Annotated in this window: 14 protein-coding genes; 9 read left to right on the forward strand and 5 right to left on the reverse strand. The window is 62.7% G+C overall.

Translation table 11 applies throughout. The features are described 5' to 3' along the window. Nucleotides 1-37 precede the first annotated feature (37 nt). From ACZ5WW_RS14655 to ACZ5WW_RS14680, 6 genes are all read left to right on the forward strand, one after another. Nucleotides 38-2,488 carry a CehA/McbA family metallohydrolase gene (locus ACZ5WW_RS14655; RefSeq protein WP_377171477.1) on the forward strand — a complete coding sequence of 817 codons (2,451 nt, stop codon included), beginning with the start codon at nt 38-40 and terminating at the stop codon, nt 2,486-2,488. Between the two features lie 59 nt (nt 2,489-2,547). Beyond that, on the forward strand, nt 2,548-4,899 hold the full coding sequence (locus ACZ5WW_RS14660; protein WP_377171479.1) for an alkaline phosphatase D family protein: 2,352 nt from the start codon (nt 2,548-2,550) through the stop codon (nt 4,897-4,899). A 148-nt stretch (nt 4,900-5,047) separates the two neighbouring features. Further along, nucleotides 5,048-6,796: a GDSL-type esterase/lipase family protein gene (locus ACZ5WW_RS14665; RefSeq protein ID WP_377171481.1), complete on the forward strand. Its 1,749-nt coding sequence runs from the start codon at nt 5,048-5,050 to the stop codon at nt 6,794-6,796. A 188-nt stretch (nt 6,797-6,984) separates the two neighbouring features. After that, a complete protein-coding gene (locus ACZ5WW_RS14670; RefSeq protein ID WP_377171483.1) occupies nt 6,985-7,200 on the forward strand; it encodes a hypothetical protein in 216 nt (71 codons plus the stop codon). Nucleotides 7,201-7,355: 155 nt separating this feature from the next. Next, the gene (locus ACZ5WW_RS14675) at nt 7,356-9,575 is read left to right on the forward strand and encodes an NADP-dependent isocitrate dehydrogenase (RefSeq protein WP_377171485.1); all 2,220 of its coding nucleotides are present in this window, start codon (nt 7,356-7,358) and stop codon (nt 9,573-9,575) included. Between the two features lie 283 nt (nt 9,576-9,858). Then, complete coding sequence (locus tag ACZ5WW_RS14680) at nt 9,859-10,710, forward strand: slipin family protein (RefSeq protein WP_377171487.1); 852 nt, start codon at nt 9,859-9,861, stop codon at nt 10,708-10,710. On the opposite strand, the gene ACZ5WW_RS14685 is transcribed toward ACZ5WW_RS14680, so the two are convergent. Both ACZ5WW_RS14685 and ACZ5WW_RS14690 read right to left on the reverse strand, forming a co-directional pair. Continuing rightward, nucleotides 10,711-11,229: a 3'-5' exonuclease gene (locus ACZ5WW_RS14685; protein ID WP_377171489.1), complete on the reverse strand. Its 519-nt coding sequence runs from the start codon at nt 11,227-11,229 to the stop codon at nt 10,711-10,713. It lies immediately after the preceding gene. A gap of 138 nt (nt 11,230-11,367) precedes the next feature. Further along, nucleotides 11,368-12,927 (reverse strand): glycoside hydrolase family 32 protein, encoded by a 1,560-nt coding sequence (locus tag ACZ5WW_RS14690; RefSeq protein WP_377171491.1) that lies wholly within the window; start codon nt 12,925-12,927, stop codon nt 11,368-11,370. A gap of 154 nt (nt 12,928-13,081) precedes the next feature. Here ACZ5WW_RS14690 and ACZ5WW_RS14695 point away from each other — a divergent pair, with 154 nt between their 5' ends. The 3 genes from ACZ5WW_RS14695 to ACZ5WW_RS14705 are packed head-to-tail and all read left to right on the forward strand — an operon-like array spanning nt 13,082 to nt 16,945. Then, nucleotides 13,082-14,509 carry a hypothetical protein gene (locus tag ACZ5WW_RS14695; protein WP_377171493.1) on the forward strand — a complete coding sequence of 476 codons (1,428 nt, stop codon included), beginning with the start codon at nt 13,082-13,084 and terminating at the stop codon, nt 14,507-14,509. Then, nucleotides 14,506-15,684, forward strand: coding sequence for an enolase C-terminal domain-like protein (locus ACZ5WW_RS14700; protein WP_377171495.1), 1,179 nt, complete (start codon nt 14,506-14,508; stop codon nt 15,682-15,684). The genes ACZ5WW_RS14695 and ACZ5WW_RS14700 overlap by 4 nt, the downstream gene beginning before the upstream one ends. A gap of 10 nt (nt 15,685-15,694) precedes the next feature. After that, a complete protein-coding gene (locus ACZ5WW_RS14705) occupies nt 15,695-16,945 on the forward strand; it encodes an MFS transporter (RefSeq protein ID WP_377171497.1) in 1,251 nt (416 codons plus the stop codon). Here the strand turns inward: ACZ5WW_RS14705 and ACZ5WW_RS14710 are convergent. The 3 genes from ACZ5WW_RS14710 to ACZ5WW_RS14720 form a co-directional block, all read right to left on the reverse strand. Next, nucleotides 16,939-18,348, reverse strand: a complete 1,410-nt coding sequence (locus ACZ5WW_RS14710; RefSeq protein WP_377171499.1) for an outer membrane protein assembly factor BamB family protein — start codon at nt 18,346-18,348, stop codon at nt 16,939-16,941. The genes ACZ5WW_RS14705 and ACZ5WW_RS14710 overlap by 7 nt on opposite strands. 239 nt (nt 18,349-18,587) lie before the next feature. After that, entirely contained in the window at nt 18,588-19,760 is a 1,173-nt protein-coding gene (locus ACZ5WW_RS14715) for a sialidase family protein (RefSeq protein WP_377171501.1), read from the reverse strand. 104 nt (nt 19,761-19,864) lie between these two features. Further along, on the reverse strand, nt 19,865-20,830 hold the full coding sequence (locus ACZ5WW_RS14720) for a peptidyl-alpha-hydroxyglycine alpha-amidating lyase family protein (protein ID WP_377171503.1): 966 nt from the start codon (nt 20,828-20,830) through the stop codon (nt 19,865-19,867). Nucleotides 20,831-20,839: the final 9 nt, after the last annotated feature.

The raw sequence follows: 20,839 nt of genomic DNA on the forward strand, positions 1-20,839 counted from the left end.
GCGGTCAAGATACGCCTGCCAGGAGCGTATACAGACCATGCCTGCAAAGATTGCCCGTTTCCTCGTGCTCCTGGCCGGAGGCATGGTTCATGCCGCCGACCTTCCCCCTGTGATCGAGACCGAGGGCCAGCCACTGGCGGCGAATGCGCAGCGGCTGGTGCAGGCGCTGGATTTTCTCGGTGCGCCGCTGCCACCTGAGACGCGCACGAAGCTGCAGACCGCGATCACCGCACGTGATGGCGCGGGCGTGCAGTCCGTGCTGGATCCGCAGGTGCTGTGCGTGGTGGACATCAATCCCGAATCCCGCGTGAAAGCGCAGCGCGGACCGGCTGCCGCACGACTTCAGCAAGCGGGCTACACGCCGCTGTTGATCAAGGTGATCAATCATGCCACCAGCGTGGCGGCATTGCACATCAGCAGTCCGCAGGCCGGGCCCTCCTATGCGGGCGTGGCCAAGGGCACCATGGAGAGAGAACGCCAGACGCACCTGCGGGAAAATGAGAACACGCAGGGCGCAGACCGGTTTCTGGAGGTGGGCCTGCATGACTCTGCGCCGATGACTGCGAATCTGAGCGGGCTGGAGGTGGAGTACGCCATCGCGCTTGTCTATTCCAGCGAGTCGGGGAAACGCGAAGCCACGCTCGCTTTTGACATCGGCCAGGGCACGCAGGACCTGGGGTTTCGTGCCGAGGTGCCGGTGCTGTTTCAGATTTCACCTGCGGTGACGGTGAAGCTGGATGTCAAAGACCATGACGGCAAGGACACCACAGCGCGGCTGACTTTCACCGATGCGCAGGGCCGCGTCTTCCCGCCACAGGCACGCCGGCTGGCGCCGGATTTCTTTTTCCAAAAGCATCTTTATCGGGCCAGCGGAGGCAGTGTGCTTCTGCCTCCGAGAGAGTTTGTCATGGAGGCATCTCGCGGGCCGGAATATCGCACGGTGAAGACGAAGGTGACGATCCCATCAGCAAAGGAAACGACGCTGCCGGTAAAGCTGGAGCGCTGGATGAATGCGGCGGATTTTGGGTATTACAGCGGCGATCACCACATCCACGCGGCAGGCTGCGCACACTACACCACGCCCTCCGAGGGCATGCGGCCGGAGGACATGTTTCAACAGGTGAAGGGCGAGGGGCTGAACGTGGGATGCGTGCTCGCGTGGGGTTACTGCTTCGACTATCAGAGGCAGTTCTTCGGCCCCCAGGTGGACCAATTCAGCGAACCGCTGACGCAGATGAAGTACGACATGGAGGTCAGCGGCTTCGGCTCCGCAGCGCTCGGCCATGTATGTCTGCTGAACCTGCGCGAGCTGGTGTATCCCGGTGCAGAAGGGATCAAAGGCTGGCCCACCTGGACGCTGCCCGCGCTGCGATGGACCAAGCAGCAGGGCGGCTTCACTGGCTACCCGCATTCCGGCAGCGGCATGCAGGTGAATGCTGGTGTGGCGGCCAGGCGCCTGCTCGGGCTTTACGATACAGACAAGGATGCGCGACTCTCGGCTGCTGAGGCGCAGGCCGTGCTGCTGCCGGAACCGTTTGACAAGATCGATGCTGATCGTGATGACGGGCTGAATGAGGCCGAACTCGCCAACAGTCATGAGCGTGTACTTGATGCGCTGCCCAATGTGGCGATCCCGGACGCAGGCGGGCATGAGATCTTTGTGACCACTGCGCACGGCGTGTGTGATTTCATCAGCACCATGGACACGGCGCGGCTGCTGGAGTGGAACGCATGGTACCATCTCATGAACTGCGGCTTTCCGCTGAAGGCTGCGGGCGAAACGGACTTTCCCTGCATGAGCGGCACCCGCGTGGGCCAGGGGCGCACCTATGTGAAGCTGGGCAAGGTGGACCGCATTGATTTCACGAAATGGTGTGAAGGCCTTGCGCAGGGCCGCAGCTATGTGAGCGATGGCTATGCGCATGCGCTGGACTTCATGGTTGCAGGCCAGCCGGCGGGAGACGAAGTGCGCCTCGCCCAGCCGGGCCGTGCGGAGGTGCGCGTGAAGGTCGCGTTCAGCTCCGAGACTCCGCTCGAAATTGCGTATGGCGGCGCAGTGCCCGTGGCGGGTGCGCGCCTGACCGGAGACACGGTGAACTATCACGACGTGACTGCCGCGCAGCCTTACGCTGGCGGTAAGCGCAAGGTGGAGCTGGTCGTGAATGGTCTAGCCGTGGCCACGCGCGAAGTGCCTGCGGATGATCAAGTGCACGAGATCCGCTTCAACGTGGACATCCCCCGCAGCAGTTGGGTGGCGGTGCGGCAGTTTCCGCAGATGCATACGAATCCGGTGAACGTCATCGTCGCTGACAAGCCCATCCGTGCCTCGCGCCGCAGCGCGCAGTGGTGCCTGGCCTGCATCGAGCAGCTCTGGCGCATGCGGGAGAAGAACATCGCGCCTGCGGAGCGGGACGTGGCAAGGCGTGCGTATGAGGCCGCGAAGGAAATCTATCGCCGCATCGCCGCGGAAGCTCCGGCAGCGAGCTGAGGCAAAAAGGGTGAAATTCGCTGATGGGTGCGGTGCATGAGCAACGTTGCATCGCACTCATGAAACGAAACATCTCCCGACGCACCGGACTGAAGCTGATGACGGCAGGAACCCTCATGGGCCTTGGCACCCGTGACAGAGCCACTGCCGCACCGTCCAAGCCCGCAGCTGCAACGGATGCCTGGGCAAAAACACATGACCGCGTGTTTCTCGGCGGGGAGTATTGGGCCAATCCCATGGAAGACTGGCGTGTGAGCGAGGGCGGTGCAGAGTGCCTCAGCATGGCCGGCGGGCGAAGTGTGCATTCGCTGACGCACCAGATCACACAAAACGGGGCTTTCACCATGAGCGTGACATTGACGCGGCTGGAGACCGGCAAGACCGACGGCGGCGCGGGCTTCCGCATCGGCATTCGGAGTGAGATCAATGAATACCGGAGCAACTGCTTCGTGCAGAAGGGCATCAACGCCGGATGGCAGGGCGATCAGCTCATTCTGGGCCCGAAGACCGCGCCCGTTAAAGATGGCAGCGCTTTGAAGCAGGTGAAGCTGACGCTCAAAGGCACGGCAGAAGGCGACAAGTGCGCGCTGACACTCACGGCCTACGCGGCAGACTCGGGCGCGGAGCTGGCAGCCATCATGCATCCATTTTCGGCAGACGAAATCCTTGGCAATGTCTCGATGGCCAACAACTTCGCCGCCGGTGCGGTGGCGGGGGCCAAGAAGAACAAAGCCAAGGCGGGTGCCGCAGGCGCAGGGCGCTACCGTTTTCAAAACTGGACGATGGAGGGCAATGCCTTCGCCGTGTCGCCGCAGAATCAATTTGGCCCGTTGCTCTGGTCGATGTACTCGCTGAGTGATTCACGCACAGACGAGGGCTTTGTGATGAAGCTCAGTGCGCTGACGGGACCGATGGGAGCGAAGGACAACCAGGTGGTGGAGCTGCTGGTGAAGAAGGGCGGTGCATGGAAATCTCTCGGACAGGCAAAGCTCGATCCCGACGCCTGGGTGGCGACCTTCCGAATTCCCAAATGGGATGCAAAGCAGGCCACGCCCTACAAGGTGGTTTACCGAGAACAGCACACGGACGGCAGCGAGACGCCGCATGAGTGGACCGGCACGATCAAGGCGAACCCCGAAGGCCGTCCGCTGCGCATGGCGGCGCTGACTTGTCAGAACGACTACGGCTTCCCCTACGCGCCTGTGGCGGAGAATCTGCTGAAGCTGGATCCCGATCTCGTCTTTTTCTCCGGCGACCAGATTTATGAGAACCACGGCGGCTTTGGCATCATCCGCACGCCCGAAGAGCCTGCGATCCTGAACTACCTGCGCAAATTCTACCAGCACGGCTGGGCCTTCCGCGAGGTGATGCGCAATGCGCCGACGCTTTGCCTGCCGGATGACCACGATGTCTTCCAGGGCAACATCTGGGGCGAGGGTGGCAAAAAAATGGACGTGGGCGACACAGGCGCCTCTTCAAAAGGCGGCTACATCGAACCGGCGCGGATGGTCAATGCGGTGCACAAGACGAATGTGGCGCATCATCCCGATGCCTACGATCCCAAGCCGGTGCAGCAGGACATCAGCGTGTACTACGGCGACATGGTGTATGGCGGGGTGGGCTTTGCCATCATCGCCGACCGCCAATGGAAGAGCGGCCCCGAGCATGTGGAGACTGGCGCTGGCCGCGCTGATCATGTTCCAGACCCCGGCTTTGACACTTTGAAACTCGACAAACCGGGTCTCGTGCTCCTCGGAGAGCGTCAGGAGGAGTTTCTCAAAAAGTGGGCCCAGGACTGGCGCGGGCATGCACTGAAGGCGGTGCTGAGCCAGACGGTGTTTGCGAATGTGGCGACGCATCATGGCGGGCCCGATGGATACCTGAAGGCCGATCTCGACTCCGGCGGCTGGCCGCAGACGCCGCGCAACCGGGCAGTGGAAATCATGCGCCCCTCCATGGCACTGCACATCAATGGCGACCAGCATCTCACCACGCTGACGCAATACGGCGTGGAGAAGCAGCGCGACAGCAACTGGTCCTTCTGCACGCCTGCCATCTCCGCCGGCTATCCGCGCTGGTGGCGGCCGGATGAGCTCAAGATGCCGCATGAAAACCGCCCCAAACATGGCCTGCCGGACACGGGTGAGTTCATTGAAGGCCTGGGCAACAAGGCCTATGTGTACGCCGTGGGCAATCCCGAGGTGGGCAAGGCCGCGAACCGCTACGAGAAGGCGCACGAGAAGGGCAGCGGATTTGGCTTCATCACCTTCGACACGGAGAAGAAGACCTACTTCATTGAGTCCTTCCGCTTCCTCATCGACGCGACGGATGGCAAGCCCGGCAACCAGTTTCCCGGCTGGCCGGTGACGATCCAGCAGAGGGAGAACCGCGGGGAGAATGTGATCGGGTGAGCGAAGGCAGTGGGGGGCAATCCTGCCCGCGAAGAACGCGCTCTTCACGGGCAGGATTGCCCGTGCTACTTCCAGGCGGCTGGTCTGCGCATAGAACCAGAACGCCATGAGTACAAGGGAGTGATTCCATGCGTACATGAGAGCCACCATGAGACTTTCTCTTCTCCTGCTGCCGCTGCTCAGCATCCACGCGTTTGCTGCTGACTCACCCACGCTGCACCCGAAGGCCGCTGCGCTGCCTTTCACCCATCAGGGGCCCTTTGTCACCACGGCAGACGGTGGCGTGCTGTGCATCGATGCGAAGAACGCTCTGCGCAGCACGGATGAAGGCCGCACGTGGAGCAGCACGCCGCTGTTTGCAGAAGGAGCCAAGTTCAATGTCAGCAACGAGCGCGCGCTGCTGCGCACACGTGAGGGCATCGTCATTTCCGCCTGGATGAACGGTGCGGAGCGCCAGGCGCCCAAACGCTGGGGCTGGGGTGAGCCGGGGATAGATTGGAAGGCCTTTGTGCTGCCCACCTACTCCTGCCGCAGCACCGATGATGGCAAAACCTGGGAGACGCCCGTGCGGCTCAGCACACCGTGGTGCGGCTGCATTCACTCCATGATCCAGATGAAGTCGGGGCGCATCGTGCTGGTGGGGCAGGAGATCATCCCGCAATGGCGGCATGCCACGGTGATGTGGGTTTCGGATGACCTCGGCAAAAGCTGGCAGCGCGGTGATATGCTCGATTACGGCGTGGGAACGCACGATCACGCCGGCTCTCTCGAAGGCAGTGTGATCGAGCGCAAGGACGGATCTCTCTACCTGCTGCTGCGCACGGAATCGGGCTTTCTGTGGGAGGCGATCTCGCGCGATGGCCTGAAGTGGCAGGGGCTGAAGCAGACGCAAATCGCCTCCGTCACCTGCTGCCCGCAGATGGCGCGGCTGAGCGACGAGCGCATCGCGCTGCTGTGGAACGCGCCGCCGCGCCATGACCCGAAGAATGGCACCAGCCGCGTGGAGCTAGCGCTGGCGTTTTCAGACGATGAGGCAGCCACGTGGTCCAAGCCGGTGATCGTGGCGGCGAACTACGTGCCCGGCGGCCGTGTGTCGTATCCTTACCTCTACGAGCGCAAACCCGGCGAGCTGTGGATCACCACGATGCAGGGCGGGCTGCGGATGAAGGTGAATGCCGCGGATCTCGGGGCAGGGGAGATTCCGGTGTTTGTGCCGCCGCCCAAGCCGGTGCCAAAGCCGGGCGGCATCGTGATGTTTGGAGACTCCACCACGGCCCCGCGCGGCAGCCTCAAGGTGTATGCCACTCGGGTGGAGCAGGGGCTGCAGAGCATCGGCTCCTCCATGGGGGTGTACAATGCGGGGATCAGTGGCAACACCACGCAGGACGCGCTGAAGCGCCTGCAGGCGGACGTGCTGAAACACCAGCCGCGCGTGGTGGTGATGCAGTTTGGCATCAATGACTCGGCGGTGGACGTGTGGAAAAAGCCGCCCGCCACCACCCCGCGCGTGCCTTTGGATGCCTTCATCCGCAACTACCGCACGATGATCCAGGCTGCGCAGAAACAGGGGGCCAAGGTCATCCTCATGACGGCCAACCCGCTGCGCTGGACCTCCAAGCTGCGCGAGCTCTATGGGCACGCGCCCTACGATCCCGCTGCCGAAGACGGCTTTGAGTCCGCCACGCTGGTCCGCTACAACGAGGCCGTGCGCCAGCTGGCCGCCGAGCTGAAGCTGCCGCTGCTGGATGTGCATGCCGCCTACCCGGCCTTTGCCGCGAAGCACCAGACCACCCTCGACGGCATGCTGCTGGACGGCATGCACCCGAATGACCTGGGCCACCAGCTCGTGGCGGAGCTGCTGGTGCCCGCCATCCGCGATGCTGTGCGGGGCGGATAGCCCCATGGTGTGACGCGCAGCATTGGCACTCAATCCATTGTTTATCAATGCATTAAATCAACACACTCAATAAGGAACGTTTTGAACGCAAGTTCCAAGCCCCCTCCTCGAAAAGCTTCAAAAAAGGGGGCTTTTTGAGGCTCTTCGATTGTTTGCACTCTGAGAGCAAAGCATATTGGTACGGGTGCATGAAATCCAAAAAGCACCCACGAACTCCGAAGCGAACTCCCAAGGAGACCAACGAACTCGTCCGGATTGTCCTCACCCATCTGCCGGCAGTCATCAGAGCCATCGCCATCCTGGCCTTGGCAGTTGGCGGTACCGATCAACTGCGGCCACTGATGCAGGAATTCACGGCGAAACGAACGCTCAAGCTGATGAGCAGGTGGAGTTCAGGAATTTGAACTCACGTTCACATTTTGCATCCCGGCATGTTCTCAAAAATTGGAGAGCCCCCAAGCCGCGCCCAGTGCGGCGCAGAAGCTGCGGCACCTTGGGCATTGCGCAGCTGCGTGGTCGCGTTTAGCTCTTCCGCTCTTCATTCTCCCCCCTCCAAATCATGTCCGCCAAGATCATCTACACCCTGACCGACGAAGCTCCCCTGCTGGCCACTTTTTCCTTCCTGCCTATCGTGCAGGCCTTCACCAAACCGGCCGGGATCGAAGTGGAAACGCGCGACATCTCCCTGGCGGGCCGCATCCTGGCGAACTTCCCCGATTTCCTGACCGATGCGCAGAAGCAGTCTGATGACCTCGCCTACCTCGGCAAGCTCTGCCTGGAGCCCACCACGAACATCATCAAGCTGCCAAACATCTCCGCCTCCGTGCCGCAGCTGAAGGCCGCGATCGCCGAACTGCAGAGCAAGGGCTACGCCGTGCCAAACCTGCCCGAAAACCCGCAGACGGACGCCGAGAAGGACATCAAGACCCGCTACGCCAAGGTCATGGGCAGTGCCGTGAACCCTGTGCTGCGCGAGGGCAACTCCGACCGTCGCGCGCCGAAGGCCGTGAAGGACTACGCCAAGGCCCACCCCCACTCCATGGGCAAGTGGAGCGCCGACTCCAAGACCAGCGTGGGAACCATGGGCAAGGACGACTTCTTCTCCAATGAGAAATCCGTCTGCGTGCCAGCCGCCACGGATGTGAAGATCGAGTTCATCGGCAAAGACGGCAGCACCAAAGTGCTGAAGGACAAGACCCCGCTGAAGGCCGGCGAGATCCTCGACGCCACCCGCATGAGCAAGAAGGCGCTCGTGGCCTTCATCGAGACCCAGCTGGAAAAAGCCAAGGCCGAGGGCGTGCTCTTCTCCCTGCACATGAAGGCCACCATGATGAAGGTCAGCGACCCCATCATCTTCGGCCACGCCGTGCGTGTGTTCTTCAAGGACGTGCTGGCCAAGCACGGCGCCGCGCTGACGGAGATCGGCGTGGAGCTCAACAACGGCTTCGGCGACCTCGTGGCCAAGCTCTCCAAGCTGCCTGCGGAAAAGAAGGCCGAGATCGAGGCCGACATCCAGGCCGCCTACGCCAGCCGCCCCGCACTGGCCATGGTGAACAGCGACAAAGGCATCACCAACCTGCACGTACCGAGCGATGTCATCGTGGATGCCTCCATGCCCGCCATGATCCGCGGTGGTGGCAAGATGTGGAACGCCGCCGGCAAGGAGCAGGACACGCTGGCTGTCATTCCTGACAGCAGCTACGCCGGCGTGTACCAGGCCGTGATCGACTTCTGCAAGAAGAACGGCGCTCTGGACCCCAAGACCATGGGCAGCGTGCCAAACGTGGGCCTCATGGCCCAAGCCGCCGAAGAGTACGGCAGCCACAACAAGACCTTTGAGATCCCCGCCGACGGCACCGTGCGCGTGACCGACAGCGCCGGCACCGTGCTGCTGGAGCACGCCGTGGAGGCCGGAGACATCTGGCGCGCCTGCCAGACCAAGGACGCACCCATCCAGGACTGGGTGAAGCTGGCCGTGAACCGCGCCCGCGCCTCCAAGACCCCCGCCGTCTTCTGGCTGGACAAGAACCGTGCTCACGACGCCCAGATCATCGCCAAGGTGGAGAAGTATCTCAAGGACCACGACACCACTGGTCTGGACCTCCGCATCCTTCCGCCTGCCGAGGCCTGCACCTTCTCGCTGGAGCGTATCGTCAAAGGAGAGGACACCATCTCCGTGACCGGCAACGTGCTGCGCGACTACAACACCGATCTCTTCCCCATCCTGGAAGTGGGCACCTCCGCCAAGATGCTTTCCATCGTCCCGCTCATGAACGGCGGGGGCCTGTTTGAGACCGGCGCCGGCGGCTCCGCGCCGAAGCACGTGCAGCAGTTCCTCGAAGAAAACTACCTGCGCTGGGACAGCCTGGGCGAGTTCTTCGCACTGGCACCGAGCTTTGAGCACATCGCCGAAAACTTCAGCCTGCCGAAGGCCAAGGTGCTGGCCGACACGCTCGACGCCGCCACGGGCAAGTTCCTGGAAAACGACCGCAGCCCCGGCCGCAAACTGGGCACCATCGACAACCGCGGCAGCCACTTCTACCTGGCCCTCTACTGGGCCCAGGCACTGGCTGCCCAGACGGCTGATGCGGAGCTGCAGGCCAAGTTCAAGCCCGTCGCCGAAGAGCTGACGGCCAACGAGGCCAAGATCGTCGCCGAACTCCTCGCCGTGCAGGGCCAGCCCGCTGATGTGGGCGGCTACTACAAGCCGGACACCGCGAAGGCGGATGCCGCGCTGCGTCCGAGCGCGACGTTCAATGCGGTGCTGGCGAAGGTGTAAAAGCGTCAGCCATTGACAAGGTGATGTGTGGATGAGCCTGTGGTGACACAGGCTCATCTTATGTCAGACCTAAGCTCTTCACAAGTGGGGCATTACTAAGTTTGCTCATGCAGCTCTTGCGCTCTTACGCATGGGCGGCTATCATGCACATGCCTCGACCAAGTTAGGAGGCAGGCTCCAAACAGGTGGACATGGCATTCATTGAACACGCCAGGTCCTCCACCCAATCTGGGCCGCCTGTTCCACCATATCGGCTTGGTTCCGAGGTCCATTTCATTCGATCATGACAGGAGAGCTCATCATCAAAGACACGCACCGCGGCCTGTTTTATCAGGACGGTGTGTTAAAGAAAATTCTGGAAGCCGGACGCTACGAGATCAAAGGCCCTCGCCCTGCGCTGCTATTCATGCCTCGGCGGCCTGTCGAGTCTGTGGTGGTGGTGGATGTGCGCGAGCGTGAGCTCACCATCAAAGGCCAGGAGATTCTGACCTCCGACAAGGTGGCCATTCGTGTGAGCATCATCGTTCAGTTCAAGGTCTCCGACCCCAAGGCGGCGATTCACCAGGTGGTGAACTACGAGGAGCGGCTTTACAGCGATGTGCAGCTGGCCGCGCGGCGCTCGCTGGCATCCATGTCGCTGGAGGAAATCCTCACGAATCGGAACCGCCTGAGTGAAGACATCATGCGAGATGTCAAAGAGGCCGCGAGCAGCTACGGTGTGGCTATTCTCCGTGCGGACGTGAAGGATCTGGTGTTTCCTGGGAATCTCCAGGAGATCATGAACAAGGTGCTGGCCGCAGAGCGCCTGAGCGAGGCCAGACTGGTGGAGACACGCACCGAATTGGAGAAACGAAAATTGGAGGCTGCCAACGAAGCCGAGGTTCAGACGCTGCGTGCAGAGGCAGACGCCAAGGCCAGCCGTGCTCGTGCGGAAGCGGCTGCGGAAGCAGAACGCATCACCGCTGAAGGCGAAAGCGCCGCCATGGCTGCTCGTGAAGCTCTGGCAAAATTCTACCAACAAAATCCCGCCATGCTTCGGCTGAAAGAGCTGGAGGCCATGGCTGAGCTTGGCAGAAACGCTTCCGCACGTCTCTTCATCGGCTTTGACAAACTGCCCACACCTGCCGCCGAGTGATCACAACCTGATCTTCAGCCCCAGCTCATCCTTCATCGTCAGCAGCGCCTCGGCGTTGCCGATGGCATCATCCACGGGATGATGCGTGTGCTTGGTCCGGCGCAGGTGCTTGAAGGTCTGGAAGGTGTCTTTCACCATTCCTTTGTACAAGCTGCCGAGATTGGTGGAGGAGAAGCCGAAGGGATTGGCCCCGGTAAAGTGGTGGAAGTACCAGTTGATGAACTGCCAGTCGAATCCGTTGTTGTCTGACACGAACATGAGACGGTCTTTGGAAATACCGCTCAGCCATTCGGCGAAGTTTTGCATGACCTCGACAGGTTCAGGAAACTGCAGCGTCTGCTCCCGCGTGAAGCCGCTGACGGCCAGCGCCTCCGGCATGAAGCGCTCCGAGATCGGGCGCAGCCGCCCGTAAAAAGTGCGGCTCAGCCCCGGCTCCACCACCACCGCACCAAAACAGATCATCGAGTAATCTCCCGGAATCGGACCGTCCGACTCCACATCCACCATTATGTAGCTCATAAAATAATATCGGAGCTACTCATGCCACAGGGTAGCGGGAGTTGCATGTGGATTTAGAAGTTCCAAAGCCAATTCACTTTGGCTCCGTGCTTATGGGCGTTGCGGCACGCACCCCTGTTCCACAGGAACAGGGCTACTTTACTCAAACTTCAGCGAGTACAAATCCACATCGTTCAGGACAAAGCGCAGGCGCACGGGTTTGCCGGAGAGGGCGCTTACATCGGGGCCGGTTTTCCAGGTGACGGTGCGGTCAAGGGAATCGCCGAAGACAGGCTGGGAGTCGGCAAGGGTGAAGCCGGGGAGCGGCTTGCCGTCTGCATCTTGGATCTCCACCTGGATGCCACCAGCGGCGGAGCTGGCGAAGTTCAGGGTGAGTGCTTTGCCGGTGAAGGTGAGCGGCTTGGTGATGAGCTCGCCGCCGCTCCTGGGGGCGTGGATGGAGACAAAGCCGTCGAGCCGCAGCGTGTAGCGGCGCAGGGCGCTGCTCTTGCCGGTCCAGTAGCTCTCGGTGGCGTAGAGGCTGAGCTCATTGGGTGCGCCTTCCAGAGCGGACTTGGTTTCCACCGGATGCCAGGCGATGTACTGGTGGCCGTAGTTCCAGGTGCCGGGGCGCTCGATGCCGGGCGGCAGGAAGGCTTCATTCCAGCGCTTGAACTTCAAGCCGTCGCGGCTGGCCATGAAGAGGCCTTCGGTGATGGCCATGCCGTAGCGGTCGCTGGCCTTGGAGCGCCACTCACGGTGCTCGCGCTCGGGCAGTGCGCGCATGCTGTCTGACCAGCCGCGCTCGGTGTAGCGCGTGGGAAAGCCCAGCAGCAGATGCGGTGCACGGTGGTAGGGCTTGACCTGATTGGTGTAGAGCTGCTCGGACGGGGAGTCCACATAGGTGAGGTCGTGCTGGTTTTCCCAGTGGAGGAAGTCTTTGGACGTGGCGGTGCGGATGGCGCGGTCGCCTGAGGGCTTCCAGTTTTTTTCATCGGTGGTGCCGGCGGTGAAGTAGCGCCAGTAGGCGCGATACACGCCGCTCTGCGCATCCCAAAACGCGAGGTTCTGCGAATCAAACGCTCCATCGGTGATGACGGGTGCATCGGCCATGGGGGACCAGCGGAGGCCATCGGGCGATTTCAGCGCGAGCAGGCCCTTGGGTGAATTGGAGCGCACGATGGCCTTGTATTTCGCATCTGCGGGTGCGGCGGGATTTTCATCTTTGAAAACTGCGGGGTGTCCGCCATCGGGGTTCACCTTTCCCATCATGCCGTGGGGAATGACGATGTTGTTGGCCTTGGAACCTTTGAACTCATGCAGGCCCAGCTCGGGCTTGCGCCAGTGGATGCCGTCGTCGCTCTCCGCGTAGCAGGTGAAGAGCGGGTGCTCGCCGGTGTTTACCTTGCCAGGGGCTGTGACGGTGAGCTGCCAGCTCTTGTAGTACATGCGGTATTTGTCCCCGTCTTTGAAGACGCTGTGGTAACCGCTGCCGCTGCCCTCCCATGGCGCATCATGCGTCAGCGCGATCTCCTGGATCTGAGGATGGTGCAGCCGTTGCTCGGCCTTGCCGGTGAGCTGGCCGATGAGGAAATCATCGACAAACAACTCACGGCGCGAGCCGATGTCGAGAACGCTGTCTGCGGCACCGAGGGATGAGAATGCGGCGAGACCGAAAGCGAGTGCGGTGACAGGAAAGCGGCGGCGATAAATCATCATGGGGTAAATTACGTGCCAGGCCCATGGGCTTTCGCGGCAACCTCGTGGTCTGAAAACCGCACCAGCGGCCCCGGGGGGGCGTAATGTGCATGGATTGGGGAAGGAGATTCATGACATGATGAAAGTTGGAGGTCCGCCATGCCTTTGATGTGTGATGCCTGAACTCTCCCGCACCGAAGATCCCGCACCGCAAAGCCGGTGCCGATTTGCACTCTCCTGGTGCGACATCACGCCACCGGCGGACATCTACCACCGCATGTGGGGCGCGGCGAAGCACGAGCGCGCCACCGGGGTGCACCGACCGCTGCGCGCCACGGTGGCGGTGTTTGCGCCGATGGAGGGAACGGGGCGGCAAATCATTCTAGCGCTGGATCATTGCGTGATGGGGGCCACGGAGCATGCGCAGCTCGTGGCACAAGCGGCGGAGATCGGTGGTGTGGCAAAGGAGGAGGTGCTTGTGGTCTTTTCCCACACCCACGGCGCGGGGCTGATGGGACTGGACCGTGCCACGCTGCCGGGTGGCGATCTGATTCCGCCCTACCTGCACGCACTGGGGGAGCGGGCAGGGCGGCTGGTGAAGCAATGCATGGCCTCGCTGGTGCCTGCGGGCATCGTCTATGGCCGTGGCCGCTGCAGTCTGGCCACTCAGCGCGATTTTTGGGACGGCATGCAATACATCTGCGGTCACAATCCCGGTGTGCCTGCGGATGACAGCGTGGTCCTGGCACGTGTGACGGCGGATGACGGGAAGACGCTGGCCTGCATCGTAAACTATGCCTGCCACCCCACCACACTGGCATGGGAAAACACGCTGATCAGTCCCGACTACATCGGTGCGATGCGCGAGCTCGTTGAACGCGACACCGGCGCGCCCTGCCTCTTTTTGCAAGGCGCCAGCGGCGAACTGGGTCCGCGCGAGGGCTTCGTCGGTGACACCGCTGTGGCGGATCGCAATGGGCGCGAGCTGGGTTATGCCGCGCTCTCGGCCCTCACGGCGCTGCCAGCGGCGGGCACGGTCTTTGTTTATCAAGGCGCTGTCGTGTCCGGTGCGACGCTGGGTGCGTGGAAGCACGAGAAGATCGATCTGGAAACCAAGGCGGGTTGGAAGCTGCAGCGCTGGCATGAGCCGCTGCGCTACCGCCCCGGCCAGCCGACGGTGGCGCAGGTGCAGGCGGAGCTGGATCATTTCCAGGCTGCCGAGGCCACCGCGCGTGCTGCGGGCGATGAAGCCCAAGCCGCCGACTGCCGTGCGATGAGCGAGCGCAAAACGCGCCTGCTGCACAAGCTCCACCAGCTGCCGCCGGGAGATCGCTTTCCGCTGCAAGTCGTCGTTTGGCACATGGGCGATGCGGTGTGGGTGGGTGTGCAGGGAGAGAGCTACAGCGTGCTGCAAACCGAGCTGCGCCGCCGCTTTCCAGAGAAGATCGTCATCGTGGCCACCATCGCTGCGGACTGGGGCGCCTCCTACCTGCCGCCTCGTGAGCTTTACGACACGGGGATCTACCAGGAGAGCATCGCCGTTGTCGCGCCGGGCAGCCTGGAGCAACTCATCGAATCCATTTCCAACCACATCGCCTCATGAAAATCACCGCCATCGAAACACTCGTCTGCCATGCCCGAATGCGAAACTGGGTCTTCGTGAAAGTCGTCACGGACCAGCCCGGTCTCATCGGCTGGGGAGAGGCGACGCTGGAGTGGCACACGCGCAGCATCGTCGGCGCGATCGAGGACATGTCGCATCTCCTCATCGGCGAAGACCCGACGCGGGTGGAGTATCTGTGGCAGGTGATGTACCGGCAGCACTTCTGGCATGGGCACGGCATCGTGCGGGCCACGGCCATCGCAGGCATTGATCTCGCGCTGTGGGACATCGTCGGCAAGGTGGCGAACATGCCGCTCTCCAAGGTCTTCGGCGGTCCGGTGCGTGATTTTGTGCGCACCTACTGCCATCTCGGCGGCGGCAAGATGGAGGACTTTTACCAAACCCCGGCGGACAACGCCAAACGTTTTGCCGAGCTGGCGCAGGCCGCCGTGGCGGATGGCTACACCGCCTTCAAAAGCATGGCGGTGCCCAGCACGATGCCCATCGAGGGCCAGAAGCCCGTGCGCGCCGCAGCCGCAGCCGTGGCCGCCATGCGGGAGGCCGTGGGGCCGGACATCGACATCATGGTGGACTGCCATGCGCGGCCCTCTCCCGCGATGGGGCTGAAGTTTGGCAAGGCCCTGGATGACTTCGGTCTCTACTTTTTTGAGGAGCCCTGCTGGCCGGAATGCGTGGACGGGCTGGCCCGCATCAATGCCGCACTCACCACACCCGTGGCCAGCGGCGAGCGCGTGACAAACCTGGAGGCCTTCAAGGACATGTTTGAAAAACGCGCGGTGGAGATCTGCCAGCTGGACATCACCCACTGCGGCGGGCTGAGCGCGGCCAAGCGCATCGCCGCGCTGGCGGAGGCGCACCGCATCTCCCTGGCGCCGCACAACCCACAGGGGCCTGTGAGCACCGCCGCATCGCTGGAGTTCGGCTTTTCACAGCCCAGCTACATCATCTGCGAAACCGTCCACAACGATGTGCCCTGGCGGCAGGACGTGGTGGAGGAAGGTTTCACCATCGAGAAGCAGGGCCGCATCGTCCGCCCGAATACGAAGCCCGGCCTCGGCATCACGATCAATGAAGCGGAGGTGAAGAAGCATCCCTTCCAGCAGGAGATCGTGCTGCGAGAGTTCAGCCCTGATGGAGCTGTGACGGACTGGTAATCTACCGGCCATGAAACCCACCCGCACCCGCTTCATCGTGCTCGCAGGCATCTGTGCGGCGGCAGCGCTGGCGTATTTCACGCGCAATGGGGTGGCGCCGGCGGAGAGCACGATCCGTGCGGAGCTGGGCATCACCAAGGAGCAGTCGGGCATGCTCATGAGCTCGTTCTTCTGGCCGTATGCGCTGTGCCAGATCCCTGCGGCCATGCTGGCGCAGCGGCTGGGAGCACGCTGGTCGCTGTCTTTGTATGGTGTGCTATGGTCCGTGGCCACCGCCTTCCTGGCGTGGGGAAATCTGGCGGTGATGACAGGCGCGCGTGCCTTCATGGGCATGGCGCAGGCGGGGCTGGTGCCGGTGGGCACCACGGTGATGGCGCGGTGGTTTCCACGCACGGCGCAGGCCTCGGCCTCCGGTGCGTTCAGCGGCTTCATGTCCGTGGGCAGCATCATCGCGGCACCGCTGACAGCGTGGCTGGTCGTGAGCATCGGCTGGCGCTGGATGTTCGTGTGGTATGCCGTGCCCGGTGTGCTGTGGGCGGCGTGGTTTGCGGTCTGGTACCGTAACCGGCCGTCCGAACATCCAGGAGTGAATGCAGCGGAGCGCGCGCAGATCGAGCAGGACGCGCCGCCGGGGGCTGCGATTGAAGCTCCGCGCGTGCCATGGGGTCTGCTGCTGCGGAGTCCGGCGCTGTGGTGCCTGTGCCTGCAGCAGTTTTGCCGGGCGGCGGGGTACATCTTTTTTGCCAGCTGGTTTGCCACTTATCTGCAGGAGGCACGCGGGGTGACGATCCTGGGCTCCGGCTGGCTGACCACGCTGCCGCTGCTGGCCGATGTGACGGGCTGCATGGCCGGAGGCGTGCTGTCAGACGTGCTGCTGCGCAAGACGGGCAGCCAGCGCCTCGCGCGGCAGGGCCTGACCGCCACGGCGCTGCTGCTCTGCGCCGGTTTGATTTTCTGCGCGTGGCTTGTTGCCAATCCTGTGATGGCCGTGCTGGTGATCAGCGCGGGCATGTTCTGCGCTGCCACGGCCAATCCCTGCCTCGGTGCCACGGTGATGAATCTCGGTGGCCCGCATGTGGCCACCGTCAGCGCGGCAACCAACATGTGTGGCAATCTGGGCGCGGCGGCCTTTCCGGTCGTGGTGCCCTGGCTGCTGGTGCACGCCGGTGGCTGGGATGCGGTGCTGGGCGGCTTTGGCGCGCTCTACATCGTTGCCGCCGTGTTCTGGCTGCTGCTGCGCAACGAGCGCATCGGTCAGTGACCAAACGCGCTGAGCTGCTTGTTGGTGCGCACGTAGATCACTCCATCCACGATGGCGGGCGAGGCAAAGACCGGGGCCTTCATGTCATTTCTGGCCAGCACCTTCAGCGTGTCGCTTGCGGCATCCAGCACGGAGATGACGCCGCGCTGGGAGGTTACATACACGTGGCCGTCGGCGGTCACGGCAGAGGCGTAGTATTCGCCGGAGGCATCGAGGCGCTCGCCTTGGAAAAGCGGGCTGCCGCTTTTGGCATCGTAGGCTGAGGCGAGGCCGCCGCCCTTGACGGTGAAGACGCGGCCATTGGCGATGACCGGAGAAAACACATACGGCAGGTGCTTCGTCTGCCGCCAGATCACGTGAGTGTCGGTGATGTCGCCGCTGCCGCCGGCCTTGATGGCAAAGAGTTGATTGGCCGCCTGGGCAAAGATGGCGCGCATGGCGTCATACTCCGACTGCGTGACCTTGCCGTCCTTGTCGGCGTCGATGATGGTGAAGCGGTCGCGCAACGGGCCTGCGGGAAATTCCATTTCGCTGAGCGTGCCGTTTTTGTCCGCGTCATTGGCAGTCATGAAGGAATCGAAGGCCTCCATCTCCACACGGTCGTCGGGATCTCCGCCCATGTTCCAGCCGCAGACGAGCAGGACATCTCCCAGCGCGGTGGGGCTGGTGTTGGACACACGCGCCATGCCGCCGGATGACCAGCGCTGTTTGCCATCCTTGAGATCGTAGCTGCGAGTCCAGAGAGAGCCGCTCACCACCAGCTCCTCGATGCCATCATGCCGCCACACAAACGGCGTGGAAAAGCTGCGGCGAAACTCGCTGCGATCCACGCGCCACACCTCTGCTCCCGTCTTCACATCCAGCGCGATCATGTAGCTGCCGACGTCCTGATCCGCGACGATGATGACCTTGCCATCCGCGATGATGGGCGAGGCGCTCGTGCCAAACTCCACAATCGGCGGTGGCAGGGGCTTCTGCCACAGCACCCTGCCATTCCAGTCATAGGCCAGCACGCCGTAGGAACCGAAGTAGGTGATGAGATGCATGCCGTCCGTGCAGCACGTCGGCGTAGCCGGGCTGCCGATGCGGTGCGCTGCTTCCACCTTCTCCGCTGGAGCCGCTGCGCGCCACAGCTCGTGCCCGTCTGTGCGGCTGAGGCAAAGCGTGACCAGCTTGCCGGCATCGAGACCGGTGAGCGCAATCTTGTCCTGCCAGATGCAGGGAGATGAATGGCCAAAAGGCACCTCGACCTGCCACTTCACATTCTTTTGCGCATTGAACTCCACGGGCGGTTTCCCTGTGCCGATGCCGAGCCCGCCTTCGCCGCGAAACTGCGGCCAGCTGGATTCCGCCAGGGCGGTGGAAGTGAGCAGCGTGGAGAGCAGAAGGTGGCGCAGGAACATGGTGAGCATAAGAAGCGGAAGCAGAGTGCTAGTCTTTCGAGCTTCTGTGATTTCCTGGAAGCGCGGACTTCAGTCCGCAGCAAAAGTCTGCTCCGAGTTTTGCAGCCTGCTCGGCCGCGCCGAGGATCAGTGTGTTTGCGCATGTTCAATGTGCAGCAACACCCGCCGCGTGCCGGTGACCTGCTGCGGAATAAATTCCGCGCTCCGTAAGCTGCTTCGTTCTTGTGACAGCACACTCCTCACTCGATACGCCAGGTGGCCTGGCGGAGGACTGCGAGCCTGGGCTCCTTCATCGTTTCATACCAGACGGTGAGGAGGGTGCCGTCTGCCAGCTCGACCGTGCTGGGGTAGCCGAGGTCGCCGCCGATGCCGTCGCCAGAAATGATCATCGCCTCGCTCCAGGTCTGGCCGTTGTCGGTGCTGAGGCGTGCCTGATTGCCGAAGGGCTTGCGGCGGTGGCCGTAGGTCATGAGCAGGCGGCCATCGCGCAGGCGCAGCAGGTGGGAGGGCAGGCCCCAGACGCCGATGCTGTGCGGCTCGCTCCAGGTCTTGCCGCCGTCCTTGGATTCTGTCTGCAGGGTCTCGCCTTTGTTTGCCGTGTTGTGATTGCGGATCTGAGCGATGAGGGTGCCATCAGCGGCCTCGACGGCGTGGAGTTCGTGATAGGAATTGGAGGCAGTGTCGCCTTTGCGTGTGGGAATTTCGGCGAGCCATTGCCAGGTCTGGCCGTCGTCTTTGGACTCGGCCACACCGATCTTCTTGTCCTGCGTCCAAAGCTGCTTGCCCGCGTAGAGCAGGCGGCCGTCCTTGAGCTGGATGGGGCCGTGCGGGCTGTTGACGATGGTGGGGATGCGGGTGGACCAAGATTTGCCGCCGTCGGTGGAGCGGATGGCCCACTCTCCCAGCTCGGCCTTGCGCTCTTCATCGCCCAGACGCACGTGCGCGGCTTTCCACCTGGCGTAGCGCTCTGCGGGCATGGCCTTGGAGACCCAGCCCTTGTCTGTGAGCTCCGCCATGGCAGCGGCTTTTTTAAACGAGTCCTCATAGGCCAGCGAGGTGAAGGTGGTGACGATGAGGGAACCCTTGGCGGTTTCGAGCACGCCGGAGTCGCGGTCGTCGGTGGCGGTGTCCAGCAGCACGCGCGGCCAGGTCCAGGTGGCGCCGTTGTCTTTGGAGGTCATGGCATGCACCTGGCCAAAGGGGCAGACATGGGACTCACGACCGCCCGACCAGGAGAGCCAGAGCTCGCCATTTTGCCGCCGCACGACGGTGGACCAGCCATGGTAAAACTCGGGCTGTTGGGAGATGACCTTCGTCTCAAGAATCTTCGCCGCAGGCGAGGCCGCGCGGGCAATGAAGGGAAAGGCGAGTGCAGAGGTAGTGGTGGCGAGGAAATGGCGGCGGCTGGTCATGATGCCGGAGAATACGACGCGGACCGGTTTGCTTTCGCAGCAAAGCCGCTGGTTTGAACAACGGACCAGAGGAGGGAGATGCCTGCCACACAGAGGGCGCGAACTCACTCGGCTGCTTTTTTGCGTGTGAACTTCTGCACGCGGGCACCGGTTCCCTCCGCCACATAAACGGCACCGTCCGGGCCGACGGAGAGGTCATGGCCGAGCTGGAACTGACCGGGGGCTTTGCCGTAGCTGCCGAAGGTGTCGAGCACCTGCCCGGCAGAATCGAGTTCCACCGCCTTGCCGCGGAGCTCCTGCTTCAGGGAAGGAGAGCCGCCATCGATGATGAAGAGGTGGCCGTCGGGACCGGTGGCAATGCCATACGGTTTGCCGATCTGCGGGCCTTTCCATTCGTGCAGAAAGGTGCCTTTGGCGTCGAAGACCTGAAGGCGCTCGTTTTCGCGGTCGCAGACGATGATGCGACCCTGGGGATCCAGGGTAATGCCATGCGGGAGGTGGAATTGGCCCGGCCCCTTTCCTTTGGTGCCCCACTGAAACTCGAAGCGGCCTGTGGCGGTGAACTTCAGCACGCGTGTGTTTTGGTAGCCGTCGCTGACATAGAAGGAGCCGTCTGGCAGCACGGCCACATCGGTGGGCAGATTGAAATGGGAAGTGTCGTCGCCGGGCACGCCTGCCTCTCCCAGCGTGAGCAGCACCTCGCCTGAAGGTGAACATTTGAAGACCTGATGCAGGCCGACATCGGTGAGCCAGAGATTGCCGGCGTGATCCACCGTGAGCCCGTGCGGCATGATGAAGCGGTTTGCGCCCCAGGTGCTGAGGAGACGGCCTGTGGCCCCCTCAAACACGCTGACGGTGGGCGCTGCGATGGGCTCTTTGGGAAAGGGCTTGGTCCAGACGCGACCGCTGCGATGGAAAACGAACACGCGGTTTTGGGCGTCTACTCCAACACCGGCGCAAAGGCCGAGGGTGTGGCCCTCCGGAAGCTGCGGCCAGCCGGGGACGACCTCGTGCGATGGTTGAGCGAGAGAAGCGGTGGCGAAAAGGGCAAAGAAGAAAACGAAGCGCATGGAGGGAGT

Source organism: Prosthecobacter fluviatilis, from assembly GCF_055388355.1.

Excerpts from the sequence above, each read along its gene's own strand:
- ACZ5WW_RS14700 (WP_377171495.1), top strand. The coding sequence starts at position 14,506 with ATGAAAATCACCGCCATCGAAACACTCGTCTGCCATGCCCGAATGCGA.
- ACZ5WW_RS14670 (WP_377171483.1), top strand. The coding sequence starts at position 6,985 with ATGAAATCCAAAAAGCACCCACGAACTCCGAAGCGAACTCCCAAGGAG.
- ACZ5WW_RS14720 (WP_377171503.1), bottom strand. The coding sequence starts at position 20,830 with ATGCGCTTCGTTTTCTTCTTTGCCCTTTTCGCCACCGCTTCTCTCGCT.
- ACZ5WW_RS14685 (WP_377171489.1), bottom strand. The coding sequence starts at position 11,229 with ATGAGCTACATAATGGTGGATGTGGAGTCGGACGGTCCGATTCCGGGA.
- ACZ5WW_RS14710 (WP_377171499.1), bottom strand. The coding sequence starts at position 18,348 with ATGTTCCTGCGCCACCTTCTGCTCTCCACGCTGCTCACTTCCACCGCC.
- ACZ5WW_RS14705 (WP_377171497.1), top strand. The coding sequence starts at position 15,695 with ATGAAACCCACCCGCACCCGCTTCATCGTGCTCGCAGGCATCTGTGCG.
- ACZ5WW_RS14655 (WP_377171477.1), top strand. The coding sequence starts at position 38 with ATGCCTGCAAAGATTGCCCGTTTCCTCGTGCTCCTGGCCGGAGGCATG.
- ACZ5WW_RS14675 (WP_377171485.1), top strand. The coding sequence starts at position 7,356 with ATGTCCGCCAAGATCATCTACACCCTGACCGACGAAGCTCCCCTGCTG.
- ACZ5WW_RS14715 (WP_377171501.1), bottom strand. The coding sequence starts at position 19,760 with ATGACCAGCCGCCGCCATTTCCTCGCCACCACTACCTCTGCACTCGCC.
- ACZ5WW_RS14680 (WP_377171487.1), top strand. The coding sequence starts at position 9,859 with ATGACAGGAGAGCTCATCATCAAAGACACGCACCGCGGCCTGTTTTAT.
- ACZ5WW_RS14665 (WP_377171481.1), top strand. The coding sequence starts at position 5,048 with ATGAGACTTTCTCTTCTCCTGCTGCCGCTGCTCAGCATCCACGCGTTT.
- ACZ5WW_RS14690 (WP_377171491.1), bottom strand. The coding sequence starts at position 12,927 with ATGATGATTTATCGCCGCCGCTTTCCTGTCACCGCACTCGCTTTCGGT.
- ACZ5WW_RS14695 (WP_377171493.1), top strand. The coding sequence starts at position 13,082 with ATGCCTGAACTCTCCCGCACCGAAGATCCCGCACCGCAAAGCCGGTGC.
- ACZ5WW_RS14660 (WP_377171479.1), top strand. The coding sequence starts at position 2,548 with ATGAAACGAAACATCTCCCGACGCACCGGACTGAAGCTGATGACGGCA.